Here is a 24,404-nt window from a genome sequence, read left to right on the forward strand (position 1 = left end):
GGGTTTCATCCATACAATATGGACGAACCATTGTTATAATTATATGTACCGTGTAAACGAGGTAGAATCGAAAATCATAGTCATTAAACCTTTTATTTATTCTTTATTCATTTCTATTCAATATATTACTTTTTATTATAATTATTAACGTTAAATCACAATAACCGATTACAAAAGTGAATAAACGAATTTCCTATTTAGCATCTTTATAATTCTCTTATCCCTACTAACACTTCATTATCCAGCTTTTTCGCTGCCCGAAGATCATATGTTTTTTCATATGTTGGTTCAATTGCAAGTTTCGCTCCATAAAACATAACATCACGCACTTCTTGCACATTTACTTCTATTACAGTTAATTTTAGAGAAATACCTTCCATTCTATCTGTCAAAATTTCACCTGCACCACTTATAGAAAATACGGATTCATTCGCCATTATAGTCAATACCACACCTGTATTATGCCGTATATTTTCCACAATACGTGAACGTTGATCTACTGCAAATCGAATACTAGTTTTACTCACTGCATACACCCAAGAAATAGCACTTACGTTAGGAACTTGCTTTTCGAAATCTGTCGTTGCTATCATAACAATACACTCTTTACGCAACGTTTGTACTAAATCCTCTGTTAAGGTAGGCTCTACTACATTCGCCATATTTTCACCTCCAAACATACTTGGTATATCCTTATCATAACTTATTTTTTGAATTGCGAAAATATTATTTTTTCCCACTATTATTCAAAAACATTATACTTCCATGATATACTTATACTGATAGAATTCGTATTGAGGTGACGAAATGAGAGTCAAATGTATGATTTGTGATAAAAAAGATATGTTAGATGATGAAAATCCTATGGCAAAAAAACTGCGTAATCGCCCTATTCATACATATATGTGCATGGAATGTTCGGAACGAATTGCAGAGCGTACAATGGAACGTCATGCAAGTGGTAATTTCCGATTATATCGTGATAAAAAAATCGAAGATGATTGGTAAAATGTAAATAAGTCCTTACTCATATAGATAAGGACTTATTTATATTTTTCTGGTTCACGATTCATCTGATCCAAAAAACAATCAATGGCTTCTAACGGAAACCTTGCAGATTTCCGTTCTCCATTTATTTCATATGTAATTAAATACATTTCCTCGTTCTTTTCGACTTCCACATTTCTTAATTTATGTTCTTCATATACCATATTTTGAAATAACAAATATGTTTCTTTTGCAGCACTATCATCTGGACGTGCTTCCGCAACTGTTTTAATTGTTAACCAATTATATAGTGCATCTTGTACTGAACGCATGAAAACTCCCCTTTCTTATCCTGCTTTTTGTTGTTTCGCTTGACGCAAACGCAGTCTATAAATTCCAAGTACAATTGCCGCTACAACAAGTCCTTCTCCAACAGGTAAAAACACAGCAAAAAAGGTTAATACTGTGCATCCAATTGCTAATGATATGTATATCACAATATTTTTTAGTACAGACAACTTTCTAGCAAACCCTAAATTATAAACGAGAGCACTTAATATAATAATCGTCCCATAAAGTAACCACATTCCTAACTCTGGATTTTCATCTACCTTACACAATTTTGCAAAAAAAGACATCCTTTCTAACACACTCTTCCCCCCTAGCAGTAAAATGCAATTTTCTTTATACACTTAATACAAGAGTAACTCGCAAAAAAAATACTGTCCACAAAAATAAGTAAATATTCTAAAAAATAAACAAAATAAAAAAACAACGCCCTTTATAAAGGGCGTTGTTTTTTTATTTTTACGCTTCAACAGATTTCTTTTTCTTAGCAGCTCTTTCGCGCTCACTCTTATCAAGAATCTTTTTACGTAGACGAATTGATTCTGGAGTTACTTCACAGAACTCGTCATCGTTTAAGTACTCTAATGATTCTTCTAAAGTCATTAGGCGTGGTTTCTTCATTGTTGAAGTTTGATCTTTCGTCGCAGAACGAATGTTAGTTTGTTGTTTCATTTTCACAACGTTAACTGTTAAGTCGTTCTCACGAGTGTGTTCTCCTACAATCATACCAGCATATACTTCTGTACCTGGTTCAACGAAGATTACACCACGGTCTTCAACTTGCATAATACCGTATTGTGATGCTTTTCCTGTTTCAAGTGAAACTAGAACACCTTGACGACGTCCACCAACTTGTCCAGCGTGTACTGGTTGGTAGCAATCGAATGTATGGTTTAAAATACCGTAACCACGAGTTAATGTTAAGAATTCTGTTGTGTAACCAATTAAACCACGTGCTGGAACCATGAAAGTAAGGCGAACTTGACCGTTTCCGTTATTCACCATATCTAACATTTCACCTTTACGTGCACCCATAGATTCCATAATAGAACCAGTGTATTCTTCAGGTACATCGATTTGTACACGCTCTACAGGCTCACATCTTACGCCATCAACTTCTTTAATGATTACTTCTGGCTTAGATACTTGTAATTCATAACCTTCACGACGCATGTTTTCAATTAAGATAGATAAATGTAGTTCCCCACGTCCAGATACGATCCACGCATCAGGAGAATCTGTATTATCTACACGTAAACTTACATCTGTTTCTAATTGTGAACGAAGACGCTCTTCAATTTTACGAGATGTAATGTATTTACCTTCACGACCTGCAAATGGGCTGTTATTTACAAGGAACGTCATTTGTAGTGTTGGCTCATCAATACGTAATAATGGTAACGCATCTTGATGTTCAACTGGACATACTGTTTCACCTACGTTAATGTCTTCCATACCAGAAACGGCTACTAAGTCCCCTGCTTTTGCTTCTTCAATTTCTTGACGTTTTAATCCCATGTAACCGAATAATTTCGTTACGCGGAATTGCTTCACGCTTCCGTCTACTTTCATTAAAGCAACTTGTTGTCCAACCTTCATTGTACCGCGGAATACGCGACCAACTCCAATACGTCCAACGTAGTCGTTGTAATCAAGAAGTGCTACTTGGAATTGAAGTGGCTCTTCGCTGTTATCAATTGGTGCTGGAATATGTTCGATAATTGTATCGAATAATGATTTCATATTCTCTTCTTGATTTGCTGGGTTTGAATCTAAGCTTGCTGTTCCGTTCATTGCTGATGCAAATACAACTGGGAACTCTAATTGATCTTCGTTTGCACCAAGCTCAATGAATAAGTCGATTACTTCATCAACTACTTCATCTGGACGAGCGAAGTCACGGTCAATTTTGTTTACAACTACGATTGGAGTTAAGTTTTGCTCAAGAGCTTTCTTTAAAACAAATCGTGTTTGTGGCATACAACCTTCATATGCATCAACAACAAGTAAAACACCATCAACCATTTTCATGATACGTTCTACTTCTCCACCGAAGTCAGCGTGACCAGGTGTATCTAAAATGTTAATTCTTTTATCTTCATAGTGAATCGCTGTATTTTTCGCTAAAATTGTAATACCGCGTTCTCTTTCTAGATCATTTGAATCCATTGCGCGTTCTTCAACGTGTTCGTTCGCACGGAAAGTCCCCGCTTGACGTAATAACTGGTCAACAAGTGTTGTTTTACCATGGTCAACGTGGGCAATAATTGCTATATTACGTAAATCTTGTCGTTTTTTCAACATGTCCAACTCCTAATGTCTTTTTAATCCTTCTCTATTATAAGAGCGAAGGGGATACAATAGCAATTAAAATAAAAGCAAGAATGAAAATATAGTTGTATTCTTACTTTTGTGAAAGTAAAATGAGATTGGAGGGTGAAGAAATGGAACACATTCAATATCGCTTTTTATTAACTGCAATTATCGGTGTTATTTTCTTAATCGGTATCGGCATTATGATTGCTGAAAATAGTCCAATCGGTATTATTATTTGCATTATCGGCACATTTGTTACAGTTGGATACGGTTTTGTAACAAAAAGAAAAATGCGCAAATCACAATAACGCTAAAAAGTAAGAAGCTTATACACAGCCTCTTACTTTTTTGTTGCTCTCATATAAACGATAACACTTCTTCATACACTCCTGGTTTTGCAACTAACACACTGCTCTTCTCTATGATAGAAAGTGGCGCTCCAGAGAATGTCGTCACCTTACCTCCAACTTCTTCTACAATTATCTGTCCTCCGCCAAAATCCCATGGTGATAATCTCGGCGTTACATATGCATCTATTCTTCCTGTTGCAACGTATACCATCTCTAACGCTGCACAGCCATATGATCTTGTGCCTCTTGCTTTCTTAACAAGTGCCATCATACTTTCCATATTAAGCAATGGATTATCTGTAAGCCATATCGCATTTAAAGCTACAATACCTTGCTCTACAGTTCCTTTTTTCAGTGGAGGAATTGATATATCATTACAAAAAGCTCCAGATCCCTTGACTGCATGATATAGTTCATCATGCACTGGATCATATATAAGTCCAATCTTTCCGATACCGTTCTCATAAATCCCAATTGAAATCGCAAAATTTCTTTTTTGATGAACAAAGTTCATCGTGCCGTCAATTGGATCAATTAACCAAACAACCCCGTCAGAAGACGTTATCTCGTCTCCATAACCCTCTTCTCCTAAAATATTATGATTCGGGAATGTTTCTTTAATTTTCCCAATTAAAAACTGTTCTATCTCTCGGTCCATATTTGTAACTAAGTCAGCTGCATTTGATTTTGTTTCTATAATAAGTGCTTTTTTCATTGATGCCATTAAATGCTCTCCTGCATCCCGAATCCACCGTTTGGCGTGTGCATCAATGTCTTTCCATACTTCTTGCATGTTTAAACACTCCGATCTATACTGTTCACAGAAAAAACGAACCCTTTATAAGGTTCGCACCAACTAATTTTTTATACATATACTATTATTACGCTTCTAAACGAATCATTTCAAGTCTTAACACTTCTAACTTTTGTACACACTCTTCTTTTTTCTGTTTATCATCTTCCATCATCGCATCATATAAAGTTGCTAATTCATAATCTAGCTCCAAACGTAGCACCGGTATTCTCTTTTCAGCATCTGTTCTCTTTAACGCATTAATCACCTGTCTCATATTATTTGCCTCCTCCCAATATTCGTCTGCCCTCGGACTAGAATTAATTAAATTTTCTGATTTTTTGTTTTATACTATACTATGTTGGATAAATCATCTATGCAACAAAATTATATTTTTTTATTTAAATTTTTTTGTGCTGTTTTTTTTATGAATAGTACAAGCTATGCTAAAATAAAAGCAAAATAGGAGTTGGAGGAACAATCATGACAATACAAACATTCAAGTCAACTGATTTTGATGTCTTTACAGTTGATGGTCTCGAAGAACGAATGAGTGCAATTAAAACGAACATTCATCCTAAGCTAGAAGCTTTAGGGGAACAATTTGCAGAATACTTATCCAAACAAACTGATGAGAACTTTTTTTATCATGTTGCAAAACACGCACGCCGCAAAGTCAATCCACCAAACGATACTTGGGTTGCTTTTTCAACAAATAAACGAGGATATAAAATGCTACCGCATTTCCAAATCGGCTTATGGGGTACTCATGCCTTCATATACTTTGGTTTAATCTATGAGTGTCCACAAAAAGTTGAGACGGCTCATGCCTTCTTAGAACATTTAAATGATTTAAAAACAAATATTCCAAATGACTTCGTTTGGTCCATTGACCATACTAAACCAAGTGTGAAATTACATAAAACACTTGAAACCGAAGACTTACAAAAGATGATTGAACGATTAGCTACTGTAAAAAAAGCAGAATTATTAGTTGGTATTCATATATCACCAGAGGAGTTTTCAGCAATGACCAACGAACAATTCCTTGCTAAGATTGAATCTACGATGCAATCACTCCTTCCTTTATATGCACTTTGTAATCGATAGTAGAAAACGGACAATTTATATTGTCCGTTTTTAGTTGTTATCACATTATATCACTTCAGTTTTTATTTTTCAAAATATTTTTTACATTTTTACAAGCTTTTGTTCTTCGACTTCTTTTGCCCTTTGAATAGCACGATATATAGAGTATCCACTTACTTCTTCAAATTCTTTATCAATTTTCTTTTCTTCTGCTTTCGATGGAACAATCTCTTTAAAACGACGATATAAACCCATTAATTCTTCTCTTATAATCCCTTTTTCATAAGCTTTCTCAATCGCTTCATAAAACTTAACAATTGTAACCATTTCCTCATTTGACCAATCATAATCTAACGGATATTGATATTCCATTTCGCACCTCATTTATCATTTCTTCTTGTTTCATTATGCTATCTTAAAGAGAATATTTTATTCTTCATTATAGCCACTCTGCATTATACACTATTTATTCATTTTAATGGAATTGTCTTCCTCTATTCATTAATTGAGGCTAACTATTAAACATACTCACCTTAAAAACATTTTTTTCTATACATCTATAATTATTGGTGATATAATGCTTTTGTTTTATAGAAAGTAAAGTGAAGCTACCATCTCAAAAACGATTTTTTGAATGGCAGAAAAACAAGCCTTATTCTAAAAAGACTAAACTTTTTAGAGCAGGATTATATAAAACAAATTACACTAAATATTATGAAGAAGAAGGGGTGTATAGATTGTCCCAATACGAAACACCATTGTTTACCGCTTTAGTTGAGCACAGTAAGCGAAATCCAATTCAATTCCATATTCCTGGTCATAAAAAAGGACAGGGCATGGATCCTACATTTCGCGAATTTATTGGGCATAATGCATTAGCAATTGATTTAATTAATATTGCGCCACTCGATGATTTACATCATCCAAAAGGTATGATTAAAGAAGCACAGGATTTAGCAGCCGCTGCATTCGGTGCAGATCATACTTTCTTTTCTATTCAAGGTACAAGTGGTGCTATTATGACAATGGTGATGAGCGTTTGCGGTCCTGGTGACAAAATCCTAGTACCACGAAACGTGCATAAGTCAGTAATGTCAGCTATTATTTTCTCAGGCGCAAAACCGATTTTCATGCATCCTGAAATCGATCCGAAGCTCGGTATTTCTCATGGAATCACAATTCAATCTGTCAAAAAAGCACTTGAAGAGCACTCAGATGCAAAGGGCTTACTTGTTATTAACCCAACGTACTTTGGGTTTGCTGCAGACTTAGAACAGATTGTACAATTAGCACATTCTTATGACATCCCTGTACTAGTCGACGAGGCTCATGGTGTTCATATTCATTTTCACGATGAATTACCCATGTCAGCGATGCAAGCTGGTGCAGATATGGCAGCAACAAGTGTTCACAAATTAGGAGGCTCTTTAACTCAAAGTTCTATTCTTAATGTGAAAGAAGGCTTAGTGAATGTAAAGCATGTCCAATCTATTATTAGCATGCTTACGACTACATCAACTTCTTACATCTTGTTAGCATCCCTTGATGTTGCGAGAAAGCGTCTTGCTACAGAAGGAACAGCACTCATAGAACAAACAATACAATTAGCTGAACATGTTCGTGATGCTATAAATTCTATTGAGCATCTTTACTGTCCTGGAAAAGAAATGTTAGGTACAGATGCTACCTTTAACTATGATCCAACAAAGATAATTGTATCTGTAAAAGATTTAGGTATTACCGGCCACCAAGCTGAAGTATGGCTTAGAGAGCAATATAACATTGAAGTAGAACTCTCAGATCTATACAACATACTATGTCTTATCACTTTGGGAGATACAGAAAGTGATACAAATACACTTATTGCAGCTTTACACGATTTAGCAGCAACATTTAGAAATAGGGCAGATAAAGGTGTTCAAATACAAGTAGAGATTCCAGAAATTCCAGTGCTAGCACTTTCTCCTCGAGATGCTTTTTATTCGGAAACAGAAGTCATTCCATTTGAAAATGCAGCGGGTCGTATTATAGCTGATTTTGTTATGGTTTATCCGCCAGGGATTCCAATCTTTACTCCGGGGGAAATTATTACACAAGAAAACTTAGAGTATATTCGGAAAAACTTAGAAGCAGGTTTACCTGTACAAGGTCCTGAAGATATGACCTTACAAACATTACGTGTTATTAAAGAGTACAAGCCTATCAGTTGATAGGCTTTTTTTTCACCTTTTTTCCTTTTCTTCATACGATACTTAAGAATGTAACGTATAGGTGGGGATACTATTATGATTGTAATAGGCCGTTCTATTGTACATCCTTATATTACAAATGAATATGAGCCATTTGCAGCAGAGAAACAACAAATTTTATCAATAATGGCAGGAAATCAAGAAGTTTATTCCTTCCGAACAGCTGATGAACTCAGCTTTGATCTCAATTTACGAGTTAATATTATTATCTCTGCACTAGAGCTTTTTCAAAGTGGATTTCAGTTTCGCACATTTCAACAATCCTTTTGCAACCCCCAGTATTGGAAAAGAACATCCCTTGGAGGATTCGAGCTTCTTCCAAACATACCATCTTCTATTGCCATACAAGATATTTTTAAAAATGGAAAACTATATGGAACTGAATGCGCAACCGCTATGATCATTATTTTTTATAAAGCTTTACTATCATTGTATGAGGAAGAAACTTTCAATCGTCTATTTGCAAATCTTTTACTTTATACATGGGACTACGATCAAGATCTAAGGCTCATAACAAAAAACGGTGGCGATCTTGTTCCAGGTGACCTCGTTTACTTTAAAAACCCACAAGTGAATCCAGCTACGATTGAGTGGCAAGGAGAAAACACAATCTATTTAGGAAATTTCTTTTTTTACGGACATGGCGTGGGTGTAAAAACAAAAGAAGAAATTATTTATTCATTAAATGAACGAAGAGTCCCTTACGCTTTTATTTCAGCTTTCTTGACTGATACTATTACCCGTATCGATAGCCGTATAATGAGCCAATATGCTTCTTCTAGTACACCACATACATCCATAAGCTTTATTCCAATTAGAGATGATGCAATCGTTGCAACAGTTGGTCATACAACTACAATTTATTAAAAAAGCGCCTACACATGTAGGCGCTTTTTCTTATTATTAAGCTTTTGTATGTTCTTTATGGTCACATTCGCAATGAGATCCACATTTCCCGTATAGTACTGTTGATTTTTCATCTTCAAAATGTCCAATTGTTCCTTCACATACTTGGCATACGATTGTTCCCATTTTCATTTCCCCCTGAGTTTTAATAGTAATCTATTTATTTATCATTAAGCTTTCGCATTATCTTTTCTAGCACAGTCACAATTTGTTCCACATTTTCCGTAAAGTACCGTCGTTTTCTCATCTTCAAAATGTCCGATTGTTCCTTCACATACTTGGCATACGATTGTTCCCATTTTTCATTTCCCCCTAAGTTTATGGTCCTAAAAACTTTTAGCTGTCCATTTCCTATCAATTATTGGGCTTTTGTATGCTCTGTGTGATCACATCCGCAAGATCCACATTTCCCGTAAAGTACCGTTACTTTCTCATCTTCGAAGTGTGCAATTGTACCTTCACAATCTTGACATACGATTGTTCCCATTTTTCATTTCCCCCTAAGTTTATAATCCCAAAAACTTTTTGTAACCGCTTAACTTTCTGTCTTCATTTTAATATGTTATACTTTTTACGTCAATAGGTTTTTAGTATAACACATTAAATATTTTTAATTTAAATTAGTATGCGATATTAAAATAAAAAACAGCCATATTTATAAGTACGACTGTTTCACATTAATTATTCTTCATATTCCGCATGTAAAGAAGTTGACGGAACTAGAAATTTGAAAAACTGAGCTAACTCCTTTGCTTCCTCTTCTGATCCTAATTTAAAAATCTCCTGTATATATTGAATATTCTCTACATCATCTCGTCCGAGTAAAGTAGACCTTCCTGTTTGCATACAAACAATGAGTGGCTTTCCAAAAAACATATTTGTATAAATAACACCAAAATCATAACGTGTATCATGTGTCATAAACCCTAAAAATCGTACCTTCACACTTTCATGCTCATCATACAATTTTTCAAACATTGGTTTCCACCTTTCTACATCACGTTTCATTAATAGTATATTAAACAAAACATGTAATACTCCTTTTAATTGTCAAAAAATTCAGTAGGATGTAGAATGATAGTATTCTACTAAGCTAGGGGGAACTTATATGCAACACGCCTTTATTACGCTTGTACCGAAATCCAACCAACAATCAGTTTCAATAGATGATATAAAACAACTTTTTCATTATTATAAAACAGTTACTTCTAAAACTGGTGCCCAAATTAATTACACGTATACAAATACCGCTTTTCCTTATGAAATTTTAGATACATCTACAACAACATTAAAACTTCAATCCACTCACGACCGGTATGACTCAATTTATATTGGTGTTGGTATAGAAAATGAACAATCTTTCATCCAAGTTTCTTTACCACCTAATGCAACATTTGGTGACAAAGGGAAAGCAAATGAATTTTGCCGTTTTTTAGCGAAGAAATTAGAAGGAGAGTTACAATTATTTAATGGAAGAACAATGTATTTTTATAAACGCTAATTTAAAAAATAGATAATATGATTAAAAATAATATACAATTCGAACATGTAAGAAATAAAGCTTGCTTTCTTACGTGCAATACAAAATATGCTATTACATAGGCTAAATATAGAAATACGAAAAAAAGAATAACTTTATAATGAAACTTATCACCATTCGATAATGTTAATACAGTGGAAAAGCCACTCCATAGTAGTAAATGATAAAATATAACATGTAATATTTTCATGGAACCTTCTCCTTTGACATGCTCTATTTTATTAATATATGGGGTTAAGTTTGAATCAATTACATATTATAGGATGATATATATATTACCTTTGAAGTAAGTTAAGCCTGAATCATTTGTTAAAGTATTATATATTCATTCGACAAGTACGTTTAAAGACCTTGCAAGTCATTTGATGAAAATAAAAATAGCCCCTCTCTTACAATAAGAGAAGGGCTATTTACATTACTTAAATTATTTTACAATGTGAATTGGCATTCCAAGAGCAACTTCAGCTGCTTCCATTGTGATTTCACCTAATGTTGGGTGAGCATGGATTGTTTGAGCGATATCTTCAGCTGTCATTCCAGCTTCGATAGCTAAACCAATCTCAGAAATAATATCAGAAGCACCTGCACCTGCAACTTGAGCACCTACAAGAAGACCATCTTCTTTACGTGTTACAAGTTGTAGGAAACCGTCAGTGCTGTTTAATGATAATGCACGACCGTTAGCAGCGAATGGGAACTTAGATACAGTTACAGTCATTCCAGCTTCTTCAGCTTGTTTTTTAGTGTAACCAACAGATGCTAGTTCTGGATCAGTGAAGCATACTGCAGGAATTCCGATGTAATCGATAGCTGATGCATGGCCACTAATTGCTTCTACAGCTACTTTACCTTCGTAAGAAGCTTTGTGAGCTAATGGTGGTCCAGGAACGATATCACCGATTGCATAGATGTTTGGTACATTTGTACGACATTGCTCATCGATTTCGATGATGCCGCGGTCAGTCATTTTAACTCCAACTTGCTCAAGACCGATTTCTTGAGTGTTTGGACGACGACCTACAGTTACTAATACGTAATCTGCTTCTACAGTTTGGATTTCACCTTTAACTTCAAAGCTAACTTTTACGCCAGTTTCTGTTTCTTCAACGCCTTTAGCCATAGCTTTTGTATGGATATTTACGTTACCTTTTTTCTGTAGAGCACGTTTAACAACAGAGCTCATAGCTTTTTCGAAACCAGCTAAGATTTCGTCGCCAGCTTCTACTACAGTAACTTCTGTACCGAAGTTAGCATATGCAGTACCTAATTCCATACCGATGTAACCGCCGCCGATTACAACAAGTTTTTTAGGAATTTCAGGTAAGCTTAAAGCACCTGTAGAGTTGATAACACGTTTAGAGTATTTGAATCCTGGAATTTCGATTGGTGTAGAACCAGTTGCAAGAACAGCATTTTTAAACGTATAAGTTTGAGCTGCATCTTCAGTCATAACGCGTAATGTATTAGCATCTACGAAGTAAGCTTCACCGCGAATGATTTCAACTTTGTTACCTTTAAGAAGGCCTTCAACACCGCCAGTTAATTTCTTAACTACGCCGTTTTTCCATTCTTGAACTTTTGTAAAGTCAACTTTTACGTTTTCTGCAGTAATACCCATGTCATCAGAATGCATTGCATTCTCATAACGATGACCTGCATTGATTAACGCTTTTGAAGGAATACATCCAACGTTTAAGCATACGCCACCAAGGTTAGCTTTTTCAATGATTGCTACCTTTTGACCTAATTGTGCTGCACGAATTGCCGCAACGTATCCACCAGGACCTGCACCAACAACGACTGTATCTAATTCAATTGGGAAATCTCCTACTACCATTGTTATTACGCCTCCATTACTAATAATTGTGGGTCATTCAATAGACGTTTAATTTGGTTTAACGCTTTTTGAGCAGTTGCACCGTCAATTAAACGATGGTCAAAGCTTAGAGATAATGCTAATACTGGAGCTGCAACGATCTCACCGTTTTTCACAACTGGTTTTTCAGCGATACGGCCGATACCAAGGATTGCTACTTCTGGGTGGTTGATAACTGGAGTGAACCATTGTCCACCTGCAGAACCAATGTTTGTAATTGTGCAAGAAGCACCTTTCATTTCAGCTGGAGCTAGACGACCTTCACGTGCTTTACCAGCAAGATCATTGATCTCGTTAGAGATTGTGAAGATAGACTTACGATCTGTATCTTTAACAACTGGTACTAATAGACCTTTGTCTGTATCAGCTGCGATACCGATGTTGAAGTAATGTTTATGAACTACTTCTTGAGATGCATCGTCTAAAGAAGTGTTTAACATTGGGTATTCACGTAATGCAGATGTTAAAGCTTTAACAACGTACGGAAGGTAAGTTAATTTAATACCTTTGTCAGCTGCTACTGCTTTGAACTTCTTACGGTGAGCAACAAGTTCTGTTACATCTACTTCGTCCATTAATGTTACGTGAGGAGCTGTGTGTTTAGAGTTAACCATTGCTTTCGCAATCGCTTTACGGATACCACTCATTTTCTCACGAGTTTCTGGATATTCACCAGCTGGGATTGGTTGTGCTTTTGGTGCTTCTTCTTTCGCTGCTGCTGGAGTAGCTTCTACTGCTGCTGGAGCCTCAGTTGCTGCTACAGTTTGTCCACCATTTGCAAATGCATCGATGTCAGCTTTTACGATACGGCCATTCTTACCAGTACCAGCTACTTTATGAATGTCTACACCTTTTTCACGAGCGTATTTACGAACAGATGGCATAGCAATTACGCGCTCATTTACTACTTCTGCAGTTGCTGCTGGAGTAGCTTCCGCTGCTGGAGCTTCTACTGCTGCTTCTTCAGCTTTTGGAGCTTCATCATGATCGTCACCTTTAAATTTAAGGTTTTCGTATCCAGGAGCATCAAATTTAATTAATGTATCTCCTACGATTGCAACTGTTCCTTCTTCTACAAGTACTTCAAGTACTTTACCTTTAACAGGAGAAGGGATTTCTACTACTGCTTTATCATTTTGTACTTCAAGAAGTACATCGTCTTCGTTTACTTCATCGCCTGGTTTAATAAACCATTTTACGATTTCACCTTCGTGGATACCTTCACCGATATCTGGTAGTTTAAATTCAAATGCCACGGAATTCAGCCCCCTGATTCATTTCATTATTATGGAATATGTACAAAAGAAACCAGCATGTGCTGATTTCTTTTGCACATGAAAAGCTAAAAATTAGAAGTTCATTACTTTGTTTACAGCTTCAACAATATCTTTGTGGTTTGGTAACCATACGCTCTCTGCTTGAGAGAATGGGAATACTGTATCAGCAGCTGCAACACGTACAACTGGAGCTTCTAAGTTTAAGATTGCACGGTCGTTAATTTCCGCTACAACGTTAGCTGCAATACCAGCTTGTTTTTGAGCTTCTTGAACTACAACTACGCGACCTGTTTTTTCAACAGAAGCGATGATTGTTTCGATATCTAATGGTTGAACTGTACGTAAGTCAACAACCTCTAAAGAGATACCTTCTTTTTCAAGTTCTTCAGCAGCTTTTAATGCAGCGTGAACCATAGCACCGTAAGCGATAACAGATACATCTGTACCTTCACGTTTGATATCAGCTTTACCTAAATCAATTGTGTAATCACCTTCTGGTACCTCTTGACGGAATGAACGGTACAATTTCATATGCTCTAAGTAGATAACTGGATCGTTGTCACGAATCGCAGAGATTAAAAGACCTTTAGCATCGTATGGAGTAGATGGAATAACAACTTTTAGACCCGGTTGTTGAGCCACTAATCCTTCTAAGCTATCAGCATGTAGTTCAGGAGTATGAACACCACCACCGAATGGAGAACGAACTGTTACTGGAGCAGTCCAACGTCCACCAGAACGGTAACGCATACGAGCTAATTGACCAGAAATTGAATCCATTACTTCATAAACGAAACCGAAGAATTGGATTTCTGGAACTGGACGGAATCCTTCAAGTGCAAGACCAACTGCAAGTCCACCAATACCAGACTCTGCAAGTGGAGTATCCATTACACGATCTTCACCAAATTCAGCTTGTAAACCTTCAGTAGCACGGAATACACCGCCGTTTACACCAACGTCTTCACCAAATACAAGTACGTTAGGGTCATTTTTCATTTCAACGCGTAAAGCATCAGTGATTGCTTGAATCATTGTCATTTGAGCCATGGCTTACTTCGACTCCTTTTCTTTGTAGATTTCATATTGTTCAGCTAAGTTGTAAGGCATTTTTTCGTACATGATTTCCATTAAATCAGTTACTTTTTGTTTTGGAGCTTGGTCAGCCTTAGCAATTGCTTGTTTGATATCTTCTTTTGCTTCTTCGATTACTGTCTCTTCAACTTCTTGAGACCATAGGCCTTTAGCTTCTAAGAACTTACGGAAGCGTACGATTGGGTCTTTTTGTTCCCATTCGTTTTCGATATCTTTTGTACGGTAACGAGTTGGGTCATCACCAGCCATTGTATGTGGACCGTAACGGAATGTTAAAGTCTCGATTAAAGTAGGGCCTTCGCCATTTACTGCGCGCTCACGAGCAAAAGCAGTTGCTGCGTATACAGCTAATGGATCCATACCGTCTACTTGAATTCCGTAAATACCTGCTGCTACTGCTTTTTGTGCTACAGTTTTAGCTGCAGATTGCTTTTCTACTGGAGTAGAGATTGCATAACGGTTGTTTTGAACAACGAAGATTGCTGGAGCTTTGAATGCACCTGCAAAGTTCATACCTTCGTAGAAGTCACCTTGTGAAGCACCACCGTCACCAGTGTAAGTAATTGCAACAGATTTTTTACCACGTAGTTTCATACCTAACGCAACACCAGCAGTTTGGATGATTTGCGCACCGATAATGATTTGTGGAGCTAATGCATTTACATTCTCAGGCATTTGGTTACCCATGAAGTGTCCACGAGAGAATAGGAATGCTTGGTATAATGGTAATCCGTGCCATACTAATTGTGGTACATCACGGTATCCTGGTAAGATGAAGTCTTCTGCTTCAAGTGCGAAATGACTTGCTAATTGAGAAGCTTCTTGTCCAGCTGTAGGTGCGTAGAAACCTAAACGTCCTTGACGGTTTAAAGAAATAGAACGTTGATCTAATACGCGAGTATACACCATACGACGCATTAATTCTTTTAATTGATCATCAGATAATTCAGGCATAGCTGCTTCATTCACAACTTCACCGTTTTCATTTAAAATTTGTAATGTTTCAAATTGAGCTGCGATAGCTTTCATTTGCTCATCAACATTAAATAGGGTCTTTTTTGTTTTAGTACCCATTCCGTTCACCTCTTCCTCTCTTGAACCATATTCTGAAACGCTTTCACTGGCTATTTTCCAGTTTAAAAAGCGCAACGATGTAAACCAACATGTTTGTATGTCGGTTGAGAATAATTTTGTGTACCTAACAATCTGTACTAATGTTTTTTCAGAAACATATTAATACAATCTTGATCACGTTTTTTAGTTTACAACTATTCTAATTACGATGTCAATTACTTTGAATACGTTTTTTTATAAATAATATGCAGGTTTCTACTACACAAACGTGTTTTTATTTTTTACATCTGTATTAGTAAGCATTGACCTACTGTTATATTATTCCCTTTTTCACTTATTTTTTCTCTTAGAATAATATGTAAACGATTTAATTCTCTTTAGTTTTTCTCTCTTCGTAACAAAAATATACAAACTACTCTTCCTTTTTTAGGTAAATACCTATACATTTCTACCCTCTCTTCCATACATTATAGTAACCGCAGTATTAGCGGGAAATAATAAAGGAGGTCATCTCATGTACGGATACTCATATTGCTATCCAACTTGTTCATATCCTTCCTACGGTTATGGCGGTTCTTGTGGCGGGTCTGGACGCGGCTTCGCCTTAATCGTTGTGTTGTTTATTCTTTTAATTATCGTTGGTGCTGCTTGCATTCGCTAATGTAAAACGAAACAACTATGGAAAGAAAAAGACGGCTTTGCCGTCTTTTTCTGTTTATCACATACATAACTACTCTATAATAGAACAATTTCCAAAATGCCTTCCCTTTCTTGCCGATGACTTTTTCCATCTCCTTTGGTAGACTAAAGAGGAAAGGAGAGATTACATATGCTTACAATGAAAGATGTTATTCGCGAAGGAAATCCTATTTTGCGCAACGTTGCAGAAGAGGTGTCATTACCGGCAAGCGAAGAAGATACAACTACCTTAAAAGAAATGATTGAATTCGTAATAAATAGCCAAGATCCTGAAATGGCTGAAAAATATAGTTTACGCCCTGGAATCGGATTAGCGGCTCCGCAAATCGGTGTTTCAAAAAAAATGATTGCAGTTCATGTAACCGATGCGGATGGTACATTATATAGCCATGCATTATTCAATCCAAAAATCATTAGCCATTCTGTTGAACGTACATATTTACAGGGTGGTGAAGGCTGTCTATCTGTAGACCGCGAAGTACCTGGTTATGTTCCTCGTTATACAAGAATTACAGTAAAAGCAACTTCTATTAACGGAGAAGAAATAAAATTGCGTTTAAAAGGTTTACCAGCAATCGTATTCCAACACGAGATTGATCATTTAAATGGCGTTATGTTCTATGACCATATCAATAAAGAAAATCCTTTTGCCGCTCCTGATGATTCCAAACCTCTAGAGCGATAATAATAAAAAGGCGGAAGTTAATCTTCCGCCTTTTTATTATGAAATGGGTTCCATATTCACTTATAGCAATCCAGCCCACTTTAGTCCATGATATATACCGTCTTCATTAACATCCTTTGTCACATGATTTGCAAGTTTTTTCAAGTCTTCATGGCCATTTCCCATCACAATACCTGTGCCAACGGCTTCGATCATTTCTAAATCATTTAAGCCATCTCCAAATGCATACACTTGATCACGATTAAAACCTAACTTTTCAATGTATTTCTCAATTCCTTTTGCCTTAGAACCACCATTCGGAATGATATCCATTGAATATGCATGCCAACGAATAAAATGAAAATCTGGATAATGATTAATAAACTTTTCTTCTTCATTTACTTCACAAAAAAGTAGTGTTTGATAAATATTACGTTCCTCATAAAAATTAGGCTCATATGCTGGATGCTCAAAGTTTAAGCTTCCAAAGCCTTCTTTCACATAATCATGATATTCCACTGATGCTCTCATATCTTGATGGTCAAGATATACAAGTGGATATCCTTCTTGTTTTGCAAACTGAGTAAACCTATGTAAAGCATCTGGATGTAACGGATTATTAAATATTACCTCATCTTCAAAGACAACATATTGTCCATTAAAACTAACATAATTATGTATATCAAGTTCCCTGCGAATATCTTCGAACATAAATGGCGCGCGCCCTGTCGCAATTGCTACATGTACACCTTTTTCTTGTAACTGTTTTACTGCATCTCGTGTAGATTGCGGAATTTTTTTATCATGATCTAATAATGTTCCATCAATATCAAAAAAGACAATTTTATCATTCATTTGTCAAAATCCTTTCTGGGACTCTATATTCCTATTTTGAATATCACTTTTCAAATTCTAAAAAAAAGTATAACATATTAAACATCTGTGAAGAAAGCGTTCCCTTTCTGACCTTATTTGTAAACTTTGCATATATATATTAGTAAAACATGTGGATACTTGTTCGGATGAATTTTCTTTTCCATTCTTCCTCATACTATACCTATAACTAACGGCTACTGATCGTTACTATAGAATAACTTTCACTGTATGGGAAAGGACAAGATTCACCCTTCACTTTTGTCCTATCTCTTATATCAGAGATAGAGTTTTCACTAGTAATAGGCATGTTTAAAATAAGGAAAGGAAGGAGTAATCATGCTGAAGAAGCTGAAGAAAAAGCTCAAGCGTTATTTAAACGGTCTAGTCCGTAAAAAGACAATCGCTTAAATTGTGCCCATTTCGGGCTTTTTCTTCATTCTCATTCGAAAAAACATGAAAATCGTGACTGTTTGCTTTATAATAAGTAACAGATAATGCAAAACATAGACAAGGAGAGGTTTTCCAAATGATTTTTAAAGTATTTTATCAAGAAAAATTAACTGAGGTTCCAGTACGTGAAAATACAAAAGTTTTATATTTAGAGGCTACGTCTGAAAAGGATGTTCGTACAAAGTTAAATAAGTTCGCATATAATATCGAGTTTGTTCAGTCTGTTACTGGCGCTCATCTTGAATATGAAAAAGAAAACGCTGATTTAACATTAGCGGAAATCGTATAGCGATATGAAATTTCTAAAAAACGACCAAGTTGCTGTATTTGCTCTCGGTGGGCTTGGTGAAATCGGTAAAAATACATACGCTGTTCAATTTCAAGATGAAATTATTATAATTGATGCTGGAATTAAATTTCCAGAGGACGAACTTCTCGGGATCGATTATGTAATACCAGACTACACTTATTTTGTGCGAAACGAAGATAAAATTAAAGGGTTATTCATTACACATGGTCACGAAGATCATATCGGCGGAATCCCTTACCTATTACGTCAAGTGAACATTCCGATTTACGGCGGAAAATTAGCAATTGCACTCATCAAAAACAAATTAGAAGAACACGGCTTACTTCGTAAAGCAAAACTTTACGAGATTCAAGAAGATGACGTTATTAAATTCAAAAAAACGTCTGTATCCTTCTTCCGTACAACTCACAGTATTCCAGATTCGTACGGCGTTGTTGTGAAAACACCTCAAGGTCAAGTTGTTCATACAGGTGACTTCAAATTTGACTTCACACCAGTTGGTGAACCAGCTGATTTAACAAAAATGGCTGAAATCGGTAAAGATGGCGTACTATGTCTATTATCTGATAGTACGAACAGTGAAGTTCCAAACTTTACTATGTCTGAGCGTCGCGTTGGTGATAGCATTCAAGACATTTTCCGTAAAGTAGAAGGACGGATTATATTCGCAACCTTTGCATCAAATATCCACCGCTTACAACAAGTTGTTGAAGCTGCTGTTGAAAACAACCGTAAAGTAGCTGTGTTTGGTCGAAGTATGGAAGCAGCGATTGAAATTGGACAAAACCTTGGTTATATTCGTTGCCCGAAAGATACATTCATAGATGCATCTCAACTAAACCGCTTACCAGCTAATAAAGTTGTTATTTTATGTACAGGTAGTCAAGGTGAACCGATGGCAGCACTTTCACGTATTGCAAATGGTACACACCGCCAAATTCAAATTATTCCTGGAGATACAGTTGTTTTCTCTTCTTCACCAATTCCAGGAAATACAATTAGCGTAAGTCGTACAATTAACATGTTGTACCGCGCTGGCGCTGATGTAATTCACGGGAAACTTTCAAATATCCATACAAGTGGACACGGTGGACAAGAAGAACAAAAGTTAATGTTACGTCTAATTAAACCGAAGTACTTCATGCCAATTCATGGTGAATATCGTATGCAGCGTATGCACATGAACATAGCAAATGATTGTGGCATCCCTGAAGAAAATTGCTTCATTATGGATAATGGCGATGTTCTTGCTTTACGTTCGGATGAAGCTAGCGTAGCTGGAAAAATCCCATCTGGTTCGGTCTACATTGATGGAAACGGTATTGGAGATATTGGCAATATCGTATTACGCGATCGTCGTATCCTTTCTGAAGAAGGACTTGTAATTGTAGTTGTAAGCATTGATATGAAAGAATTTAAAGTTGCAGCAGGACCTGATATCATCTCACGCGGTTTCGTTTACATGCGTGAAAGCAGCGATTTAATCAATGATGCACAAACATTAATTACAACTCATTTAGAAAAAGTAATGGAGCGTAAAACAACACAATGGTCTGAAATTAAAAATGAAATTACAGACACATTAGCCCCATTCCTATATGAGAAAACGAAACGTCGTCCAATGATTTTACCAATCATTATGGAAATATAAGAAAAAGGACAATGCCATGAAGGCATTGTCCTTTTCTCTTATCTTAAAAAGTGTTTAAATCGATCCACTTCATCGTCATGACCAATGACAATTAATATATCTCCTGCTTGAATATTCTCCGTAGCTCGAGGGGATACAATAACTTCTTTGCCTCGTTTAATTGCTACAATATTCAATCCAAACTTCGCACGAATATCTAATTCAATTAAAGAGTGCCCATCAATTTTTTTATTCGCAATAATCTCTACAATACTATGCTCATCTGAAAGCTCAAGGTAGTCTAGCACATTGCTTGATGCAATATTATTAGCAATCCTTTTTCCCATATCACGTTCTGGATGCACAATATGATCTGCACCTATTTTACTTAACACTTTTTCATGATAATCATTTTGAGCTTTTACAGTAATATTTTTTACACCCAACTCTTTCAAAATCAAAGTCGTTAAAATACTTGAATTTAAATTATCTCCAATAGCAACGACTACGTGATCAAAATTTCGAATACCAAGGCTTTTTAATACCATCTCATCTGTTGAATCTGCAATTACAGCATGCGAAGCTATATTTGCAAATTCATTAATTTTATCCTCATCTGAATCGATTGCCATTACTTCCATACCTAATTGAGCTAGTTCTCGGCAAATACTTCCACCAAAGCGACCAAGTCCAATGACAGCAAATTCTTTTTCTTTCTCACCCACAAGAATTCCTCCAATAACTTCAAGTACTATTTATTTTCAGTGTAACACACTTTATATGCGTCACAAAAACTATGATTAGCTCTTATTTTTGTTTTTGTATATAAAAATATTGTTGCAAGTAAAAAGCGATACCAACAAGTAGCATAGCAAATACAAATATATTTCCAAAAGAACTAAATGTTTCAAAAACGAATAATAATGTTTCTTGACCAAAAAAGGCAAATAGAAGCTGTGTGAATGCAAATAACAACGCCCATATGTAATGATGTTGATGGAATAAATAATGCGTTGCACCTAAAAAAGCAATAAACGAAAAGATAAAGATCCACCAATTTTCTAAAAATAGTTGCCAATTAGAAAATTGATATCCATTTACTAATATCGCAATAAGCGCGATAACTGCCATCGTCGGCACACTCCAAAATAATGCCCGTCCTCTAAAGAAACGAGTGCCTTTAACATCTCCTTTTTCATGTGCAATATATGTTAGTACTACTGTGCTTATATACAAAACAGAAAGAATTGTTAAAACGATAATAAGCCAAAAATGTAATTGATAATATTCATGCTCTATATTTGTCACGATTGCAGCTAACATGCACGGAATTAACATTCCCGTCCAACCATCTACTTTTCTTTCATTCCAAAAGACCGTATTACCAATCCTTATTCCTAACAACATAAAAATAATGATACCCAATACAAATAACGTAGTTTTATTCCCTACTAAACTCGTTGAGAAAGCAATTAATCCAATAAATAAAAAGAGCACAAACCCATTCATAATTTCTAGTACAGGTGATAAATATCTCTTCACCCATTTGTATGTTTCGTCATATTCATTATTATCTACTAGACGATAGGCATAAAAACTTATCCCAAAATAAACCGCCGCAATAATAACATACGCATATAAGACGAAACATAAAATCGCACTGCTAATTTGCACGTAATTCCCCACCCTTTTTTCTATGTTTCACATTGATTTTACACACTTTTCATACTAAAAGTAAACATATATAAGTTAGTCAAATAATTAATAATGAGCAGTGGCTAAACCCCCTGCTCATTATTAAAACAGTACAATTAACTTTAATTCTTCCATTTGTATGTAAATGTCTAAAATCAATCTATACGAGCGTTACTTACACCTCAGAACAAAAAGTTTTTTGGAACCTTCAAGAGAGCGGAAGTTTTATTTTCTATTCCCTTTCCACTTTACATATTGGCTTAAAAATGTGATTGCCTTTTCAATCACTTCTTCGTCTGGTTTTAATTTTGCATGATGTAAACCATATTCTGAATTTACTCCAAGCCAAAACATAAATCCAGGGATTTCTCGAAGCATATAACCAAAATCTTCACCCGTCATTGCCTCAGTACATGTAATAACATTCATATCAGTTTGTTTATGTACAAATTCCATAAACTCTCTCGTTAACTCTTCATGGTTATATACTTGATGATACATTGCTCCGTAATCTATAATCGCCTCACACTGGAAAGAAGCTTCGATACCTGCAACAATTGACTCAATTCTGCTTTTCACACGCTTCATTGATTCCACTGATAATGTTCGAATCGTTCCTTCTAAACGAGATTTTTCTGCAATAATATTTTGAACCGTACCACCTGTAATTTTCCCGATTGTAATTACTGCACTATCAAGAGGATTTACATTGCGACTAATAACGGATTGAAGCTGTGTAACAAGGTGACTCGCTGCAACAATCATGTCATTTGCAGTATGCGGATAGGCAGCATGGCCACCTTTCCCTTTTAAATCAATATATAATTCTGAAGTATTGGCAAATAACAGTCCTTCTTTCGTTGCAATTGTCCCCACAGCGTATTCTGGTGCAATATGAAGACCAAGAATTATATTTGGTTTCCATTCTTTTAACTCTTCACTTTCTAACATAGGAAGAGCACCGCCTGGTCCTTCTTCTGCTGGCTGGAATAGAAATACAAGGTCATCATCTATTCTTTCGCTCACAGCTTTCGTTAGAAGGCCTAAACCGATTGTTGTATGTACATCATGGCCACATGCATGCATCATTCCTTCATGAATAGAAGCAAACTCGTATCCAGTTTCCTCTGTAATTGGTAAACCGTCTATATCTGCACGATAACCTATTATTTTTTCGGGATTTTTTCCATTTACTTTAACGATTACACCCGTTTTCCATGTCTTCACTTCCACAAATTCATGAGAAAGTGTTCCTATATAATCTAAAATATACTGTTGTGTTTTCCATTCCTTAAATCCGATTTCTGGAATTCTATGTAAATCTCTACGAATTTGGATAAATTTGCTTACTGTCATTTTTGCACCTCTATCTATAAAAAGCGTAAGAGCCCATTTACGCTCTTACGCTTTTTTTACTTTTTATTTCTCTGGGTTTAATTGACGAAGCTCTTGTTTAATTTCTGTTTTTGCTTTTGTCTTCTCATCAATTTCTTTAATTACACGTGCTGGAGTACCTGCAACAACTGTGTATGGAGGCACATCTTCTGTTACAACAGCTCCTGCTGCTACGACTGCACCTTTCCCTACTGTAACACCCTCTAAAACAACCACGTTTGCACCGATTACTACATCATCTTCAACGATAACTGGTTTTGCAGAAGGTGGCTCAATAACACCTGCAAGTACAGCACCTGCACCTACGTGACAGTTTTTACCGACTGTTGCACGTCCACCAAGTACTGCGTTCATGTCGATCATAGAACCTTCACCAATTACAGCACCAATGTTAATTGTTGCATTCATCATAATTACAGCGTTGTCACCAATTTCAACATGGTCACGAATAATAGCACCTGGCTCGATGCGAGCTTTAATACCTTTTAAATCAAGCATCGGGATTGCAGAATTACGACGATCGTTTTCTACAACGTAGTCAACGATGTGCTTATTATTCTCATCAAGAATTGTCTTAATTTCAGACCATTCTCCGAATAATACACCTGACTTTTTATTCACAAATGCTTGTACTGTTTCAGGGAATGTTACTTCTTTTAAATCCCCTTTTATGTATACCTTTACAGGAGTTTTCTTTTCACTTTTTTGAATAAACGAAATAATTTCGTTAGCGTCCATCATTTTCATTCTTGTTGCCTCCTAAATCCATTTATAATGTTACTCTA

General features: G+C 35.9%; 31 protein-coding genes. 10 read left to right on the forward strand and 21 right to left on the reverse strand.

Annotation, left to right across the window (positions count from 1 at the left end; genetic code table 11):
• Window positions 1–206 precede the first annotated feature (206 nt).
• Window positions 207–662, reverse strand: coding sequence for a pyridoxamine 5'-phosphate oxidase family protein (locus NST27_RS19305; RefSeq protein WP_000024597.1), 456 nt, complete (start codon window positions 660–662; stop codon window positions 207–209).
• Between the two features lie 145 nt (window positions 663–807).
• Between NST27_RS19305 and NST27_RS19310 the strand changes: the two genes are divergently transcribed.
• On the forward strand, window positions 808–1,008 hold the full coding sequence (locus NST27_RS19310; RefSeq protein ID WP_002082250.1) for a YlaI family protein: 201 nt from the start codon (window positions 808–810) through the stop codon (window positions 1,006–1,008).
• 35 nt (window positions 1,009–1,043) lie between these two features.
• Here NST27_RS19310 and NST27_RS19315 read toward each other — a convergent pair whose 3' ends face one another.
• The 3 genes from NST27_RS19315 to typA form a co-directional block, all read right to left on the reverse strand.
• Window positions 1,044–1,319 carry a hypothetical protein gene (locus tag NST27_RS19315; RefSeq protein ID WP_001258151.1) on the reverse strand — a complete coding sequence of 92 codons (276 nt, stop codon included), beginning with the start codon at window positions 1,317–1,319 and terminating at the stop codon, window positions 1,044–1,046.
• Window positions 1,320–1,334: 15 nt separating this feature from the next.
• Entirely contained in the window at window positions 1,335–1,637 is a 303-nt protein-coding gene (locus tag NST27_RS19320; RefSeq protein ID WP_000893662.1) for a YlaH-like family protein, read from the reverse strand.
• Between the two features lie 157 nt (window positions 1,638–1,794).
• Window positions 1,795–3,639 carry a translational GTPase TypA gene (typA, locus tag NST27_RS19325; protein WP_000914762.1) on the reverse strand — a complete coding sequence of 615 codons (1,845 nt, stop codon included), beginning with the start codon at window positions 3,637–3,639 and terminating at the stop codon, window positions 1,795–1,797.
• A 140-nt stretch (window positions 3,640–3,779) separates the two neighbouring features.
• Between typA and NST27_RS19330 the strand changes: the two genes are divergently transcribed.
• The gene (locus NST27_RS19330; RefSeq protein WP_000400127.1) at window positions 3,780–3,959 is read left to right on the forward strand and encodes a DUF5325 family protein; all 180 of its coding nucleotides are present in this window, start codon (window positions 3,780–3,782) and stop codon (window positions 3,957–3,959) included.
• A 49-nt stretch (window positions 3,960–4,008) separates the two neighbouring features.
• On the opposite strand, the gene NST27_RS19335 is transcribed toward NST27_RS19330, so the two are convergent.
• Both NST27_RS19335 and NST27_RS19340 read right to left on the reverse strand, forming a co-directional pair.
• Window positions 4,009–4,794: an inositol monophosphatase family protein gene (locus NST27_RS19335; protein WP_001158703.1), complete on the reverse strand. Its 786-nt coding sequence runs from the start codon at window positions 4,792–4,794 to the stop codon at window positions 4,009–4,011.
• An 88-nt stretch (window positions 4,795–4,882) separates the two neighbouring features.
• Window positions 4,883–5,071 carry a hypothetical protein gene (locus NST27_RS19340; protein ID WP_001250164.1) on the reverse strand — a complete coding sequence of 63 codons (189 nt, stop codon included), beginning with the start codon at window positions 5,069–5,071 and terminating at the stop codon, window positions 4,883–4,885.
• Window positions 5,072–5,277: 206 nt separating this feature from the next.
• Here NST27_RS19340 and NST27_RS19345 point away from each other — a divergent pair, with 206 nt between their 5' ends.
• Entirely contained in the window at window positions 5,278–5,904 is a 627-nt protein-coding gene (locus NST27_RS19345; protein ID WP_000155317.1) for a YktB family protein, read from the forward strand.
• Window positions 5,905–5,985: 81 nt separating this feature from the next.
• Here NST27_RS19345 and NST27_RS19350 read toward each other — a convergent pair whose 3' ends face one another.
• Window positions 5,986–6,255 (reverse strand): UPF0223 family protein, encoded by a 270-nt coding sequence (locus NST27_RS19350; RefSeq protein WP_000456549.1) that lies wholly within the window; start codon window positions 6,253–6,255, stop codon window positions 5,986–5,988.
• A gap of 365 nt (window positions 6,256–6,620) precedes the next feature.
• Between NST27_RS19350 and speA the strand changes: the two genes are divergently transcribed.
• Together speA and NST27_RS19360 are read left to right on the forward strand one after the other, a co-directional pair.
• Window positions 6,621–8,093 (forward strand): arginine decarboxylase, encoded by a 1,473-nt coding sequence (gene speA, locus NST27_RS19355; protein ID WP_000084897.1) that lies wholly within the window; start codon window positions 6,621–6,623, stop codon window positions 8,091–8,093.
• Between the two features lie 75 nt (window positions 8,094–8,168).
• On the forward strand, window positions 8,169–8,999 hold the full coding sequence (locus tag NST27_RS19360; protein WP_000635340.1) for a protein-glutamine gamma-glutamyltransferase: 831 nt from the start codon (window positions 8,169–8,171) through the stop codon (window positions 8,997–8,999).
• A 36-nt stretch (window positions 9,000–9,035) separates the two neighbouring features.
• Here NST27_RS19360 and NST27_RS19365 read toward each other — a convergent pair whose 3' ends face one another.
• The 4 genes from NST27_RS19365 to NST27_RS19380 form a co-directional block, all read right to left on the reverse strand.
• Window positions 9,036–9,164 carry a GapA-binding peptide SR1P gene (locus tag NST27_RS19365; protein ID WP_000536796.1) on the reverse strand — a complete coding sequence of 43 codons (129 nt, stop codon included), beginning with the start codon at window positions 9,162–9,164 and terminating at the stop codon, window positions 9,036–9,038.
• 44 nt (window positions 9,165–9,208) lie between these two features.
• Window positions 9,209–9,337, reverse strand: a complete 129-nt coding sequence (locus NST27_RS19370; RefSeq protein ID WP_000536803.1) for a GapA-binding peptide SR1P — start codon at window positions 9,335–9,337, stop codon at window positions 9,209–9,211.
• 59 nt (window positions 9,338–9,396) lie between these two features.
• Window positions 9,397–9,525, reverse strand: a complete 129-nt coding sequence (locus NST27_RS19375) for a GapA-binding peptide SR1P (RefSeq protein WP_000536778.1) — start codon at window positions 9,523–9,525, stop codon at window positions 9,397–9,399.
• A gap of 194 nt (window positions 9,526–9,719) precedes the next feature.
• Window positions 9,720–10,016: a DUF3055 domain-containing protein gene (locus NST27_RS19380; protein WP_033683945.1), complete on the reverse strand. Its 297-nt coding sequence runs from the start codon at window positions 10,014–10,016 to the stop codon at window positions 9,720–9,722.
• Window positions 10,017–10,146: 130 nt separating this feature from the next.
• On the opposite strand from NST27_RS19380, the gene NST27_RS19385 reads away from it, so the two are divergent.
• The gene (locus tag NST27_RS19385; RefSeq protein ID WP_001163302.1) at window positions 10,147–10,539 is read left to right on the forward strand and encodes a DUF1885 family protein; all 393 of its coding nucleotides are present in this window, start codon (window positions 10,147–10,149) and stop codon (window positions 10,537–10,539) included.
• A 1-nt stretch (window position 10,540) separates the two neighbouring features.
• Here NST27_RS19385 and NST27_RS19390 read toward each other — a convergent pair whose 3' ends face one another.
• The 5 genes from NST27_RS19390 to pdhA form a co-directional block, all read right to left on the reverse strand.
• Window positions 10,541–10,768, reverse strand: a complete 228-nt coding sequence (locus tag NST27_RS19390) for a hypothetical protein (protein ID WP_000697469.1) — start codon at window positions 10,766–10,768, stop codon at window positions 10,541–10,543.
• Between the two features lie 234 nt (window positions 10,769–11,002).
• Complete coding sequence (lpdA, locus tag NST27_RS19395; RefSeq protein ID WP_000260104.1) at window positions 11,003–12,415, reverse strand: dihydrolipoyl dehydrogenase; 1,413 nt, start codon at window positions 12,413–12,415, stop codon at window positions 11,003–11,005.
• A gap of 5 nt (window positions 12,416–12,420) precedes the next feature.
• Window positions 12,421–13,710: a pyruvate dehydrogenase complex dihydrolipoyllysine-residue acetyltransferase gene (gene pdhC / locus NST27_RS19400; RefSeq protein ID WP_000863419.1), complete on the reverse strand. Its 1,290-nt coding sequence runs from the start codon at window positions 13,708–13,710 to the stop codon at window positions 12,421–12,423.
• Window positions 13,711–13,803: 93 nt separating this feature from the next.
• Window positions 13,804–14,781 carry a pyruvate dehydrogenase complex E1 component subunit beta gene (gene pdhB / locus NST27_RS19405; RefSeq protein WP_000068168.1) on the reverse strand — a complete coding sequence of 326 codons (978 nt, stop codon included), beginning with the start codon at window positions 14,779–14,781 and terminating at the stop codon, window positions 13,804–13,806.
• Between the two features lie 3 nt (window positions 14,782–14,784).
• A complete protein-coding gene (gene pdhA / locus NST27_RS19410; RefSeq protein ID WP_000536895.1) occupies window positions 14,785–15,900 on the reverse strand; it encodes a pyruvate dehydrogenase E1 component subunit alpha in 1,116 nt (371 codons plus the stop codon).
• A 514-nt stretch (window positions 15,901–16,414) separates the two neighbouring features.
• On the opposite strand from pdhA, the gene NST27_RS19415 reads away from it, so the two are divergent.
• Complete coding sequence (locus NST27_RS19415; protein WP_000274562.1) at window positions 16,415–16,561, forward strand: YjcZ family sporulation protein; 147 nt, start codon at window positions 16,415–16,417, stop codon at window positions 16,559–16,561.
• A gap of 168 nt (window positions 16,562–16,729) precedes the next feature.
• A complete protein-coding gene (def, locus tag NST27_RS19420; RefSeq protein ID WP_000957061.1) occupies window positions 16,730–17,284 on the forward strand; it encodes a peptide deformylase in 555 nt (184 codons plus the stop codon).
• A 60-nt stretch (window positions 17,285–17,344) separates the two neighbouring features.
• Here the strand turns inward: def and NST27_RS19425 are convergent, their stop codons facing one another.
• Complete coding sequence (locus NST27_RS19425; RefSeq protein WP_000998278.1) at window positions 17,345–18,118, reverse strand: Cof-type HAD-IIB family hydrolase; 774 nt, start codon at window positions 18,116–18,118, stop codon at window positions 17,345–17,347.
• 547 nt (window positions 18,119–18,665) lie between these two features.
• Here NST27_RS19425 and NST27_RS19430 point away from each other — a divergent pair.
• Together NST27_RS19430 and rnjA are read left to right on the forward strand one after the other, a co-directional pair.
• Complete coding sequence (locus NST27_RS19430) at window positions 18,666–18,878, forward strand: DNA-dependent RNA polymerase subunit epsilon (protein WP_000576435.1); 213 nt, start codon at window positions 18,666–18,668, stop codon at window positions 18,876–18,878.
• Between the two features lie 4 nt (window positions 18,879–18,882).
• A complete protein-coding gene (gene rnjA, locus NST27_RS19435) occupies window positions 18,883–20,550 on the forward strand; it encodes a ribonuclease J1 (protein ID WP_000670377.1) in 1,668 nt (555 codons plus the stop codon).
• 38 nt (window positions 20,551–20,588) lie between these two features.
• Here the strand turns inward: rnjA and NST27_RS19440 are convergent, their stop codons facing one another.
• The 4 genes from NST27_RS19440 to dapD form a co-directional block, all read right to left on the reverse strand.
• On the reverse strand, window positions 20,589–21,254 hold the full coding sequence (locus tag NST27_RS19440) for a potassium channel family protein (protein ID WP_000504032.1): 666 nt from the start codon (window positions 21,252–21,254) through the stop codon (window positions 20,589–20,591).
• 82 nt (window positions 21,255–21,336) lie between these two features.
• Window positions 21,337–22,203 carry a cytochrome c oxidase assembly protein gene (locus NST27_RS19445; protein ID WP_001167321.1) on the reverse strand — a complete coding sequence of 289 codons (867 nt, stop codon included), beginning with the start codon at window positions 22,201–22,203 and terminating at the stop codon, window positions 21,337–21,339.
• A 246-nt stretch (window positions 22,204–22,449) separates the two neighbouring features.
• Window positions 22,450–23,580: an N-acetyldiaminopimelate deacetylase gene (locus NST27_RS19450; protein WP_000218663.1), complete on the reverse strand. Its 1,131-nt coding sequence runs from the start codon at window positions 23,578–23,580 to the stop codon at window positions 22,450–22,452.
• 63 nt (window positions 23,581–23,643) lie between these two features.
• Window positions 23,644–24,366: a 2,3,4,5-tetrahydropyridine-2,6-dicarboxylate N-acetyltransferase gene (dapD, locus tag NST27_RS19455; RefSeq protein WP_000783241.1), complete on the reverse strand. Its 723-nt coding sequence runs from the start codon at window positions 24,364–24,366 to the stop codon at window positions 23,644–23,646.
• Window positions 24,367–24,404: the final 38 nt, after the last annotated feature.

This window comes from Bacillus sp. FSL W8-0770 (genome assembly GCF_038008705.1).
In the GTDB taxonomy this organism is placed as follows: Bacteria; Bacillota; Bacilli; order Bacillales; family Bacillaceae_G; genus Bacillus_A; species Bacillus_A cereus.

Coding starts and splice junctions, on each gene's coding strand:
- NST27_RS19305 (WP_000024597.1), bottom strand. CDS start 662: ATGGCGAATGTAGTAGAGCCTACCTTAACAGAGGATTTAGTACAAACG.
- NST27_RS19310 (WP_002082250.1), top strand. CDS start 808: ATGAGAGTCAAATGTATGATTTGTGATAAAAAAGATATGTTAGATGAT.
- NST27_RS19315 (WP_001258151.1), bottom strand. CDS start 1,319: ATGCGTTCAGTACAAGATGCACTATATAATTGGTTAACAATTAAAACA.
- typA (WP_000914762.1), bottom strand. CDS start 3,639: ATGTTGAAAAAACGACAAGATTTACGTAATATAGCAATTATTGCCCAC.
- NST27_RS19330 (WP_000400127.1), top strand. CDS start 3,780: ATGGAACACATTCAATATCGCTTTTTATTAACTGCAATTATCGGTGTT.
- NST27_RS19335 (WP_001158703.1), bottom strand. CDS start 4,794: ATGCAAGAAGTATGGAAAGACATTGATGCACACGCCAAACGGTGGATT.
- NST27_RS19340 (WP_001250164.1), bottom strand. CDS start 5,071: ATGAGACAGGTGATTAATGCGTTAAAGAGAACAGATGCTGAAAAGAGA.
- NST27_RS19345 (WP_000155317.1), top strand. CDS start 5,278: ATGACAATACAAACATTCAAGTCAACTGATTTTGATGTCTTTACAGTT.
- NST27_RS19350 (WP_000456549.1), bottom strand. CDS start 6,255: ATGGAATATCAATATCCGTTAGATTATGATTGGTCAAATGAGGAAATG.
- NST27_RS19360 (WP_000635340.1), top strand. CDS start 8,169: ATGATTGTAATAGGCCGTTCTATTGTACATCCTTATATTACAAATGAA.
- NST27_RS19365 (WP_000536796.1), bottom strand. CDS start 9,164: ATGGGAACAATCGTATGCCAAGTATGTGAAGGAACAATTGGACATTTT.
- NST27_RS19370 (WP_000536803.1), bottom strand. CDS start 9,337: ATGGGAACAATCGTATGCCAAGTATGTGAAGGAACAATCGGACATTTT.
- NST27_RS19375 (WP_000536778.1), bottom strand. CDS start 9,525: ATGGGAACAATCGTATGTCAAGATTGTGAAGGTACAATTGCACACTTC.
- NST27_RS19380 (WP_033683945.1), bottom strand. CDS start 10,016: ATGTTTGAAAAATTGTATGATGAGCATGAAAGTGTGAAGGTACGATTT.
- NST27_RS19385 (WP_001163302.1), top strand. CDS start 10,147: ATGCAACACGCCTTTATTACGCTTGTACCGAAATCCAACCAACAATCA.
- NST27_RS19390 (WP_000697469.1), bottom strand. CDS start 10,768: ATGAAAATATTACATGTTATATTTTATCATTTACTACTATGGAGTGGC.
- lpdA (WP_000260104.1), bottom strand. CDS start 12,415: ATGGTAGTAGGAGATTTCCCAATTGAATTAGATACAGTCGTTGTTGGT.
- pdhB (WP_000068168.1), bottom strand. CDS start 14,781: ATGGCTCAAATGACAATGATTCAAGCAATCACTGATGCTTTACGCGTT.
- pdhA (WP_000536895.1), bottom strand. CDS start 15,900: ATGGGTACTAAAACAAAAAAGACCCTATTTAATGTTGATGAGCAAATG.
- NST27_RS19415 (WP_000274562.1), top strand. CDS start 16,415: ATGTACGGATACTCATATTGCTATCCAACTTGTTCATATCCTTCCTAC.
- def (WP_000957061.1), top strand. CDS start 16,730: ATGCTTACAATGAAAGATGTTATTCGCGAAGGAAATCCTATTTTGCGC.
- NST27_RS19425 (WP_000998278.1), bottom strand. CDS start 18,118: ATGAATGATAAAATTGTCTTTTTTGATATTGATGGAACATTATTAGAT.
- NST27_RS19430 (WP_000576435.1), top strand. CDS start 18,666: ATGATTTTTAAAGTATTTTATCAAGAAAAATTAACTGAGGTTCCAGTA.
- rnjA (WP_000670377.1), top strand. CDS start 18,883: ATGAAATTTCTAAAAAACGACCAAGTTGCTGTATTTGCTCTCGGTGGG.
- NST27_RS19450 (WP_000218663.1), bottom strand. CDS start 23,580: ATGACAGTAAGCAAATTTATCCAAATTCGTAGAGATTTACATAGAATT.
- dapD (WP_000783241.1), bottom strand. CDS start 24,366: ATGAAAATGATGGACGCTAACGAAATTATTTCGTTTATTCAAAAAAGT.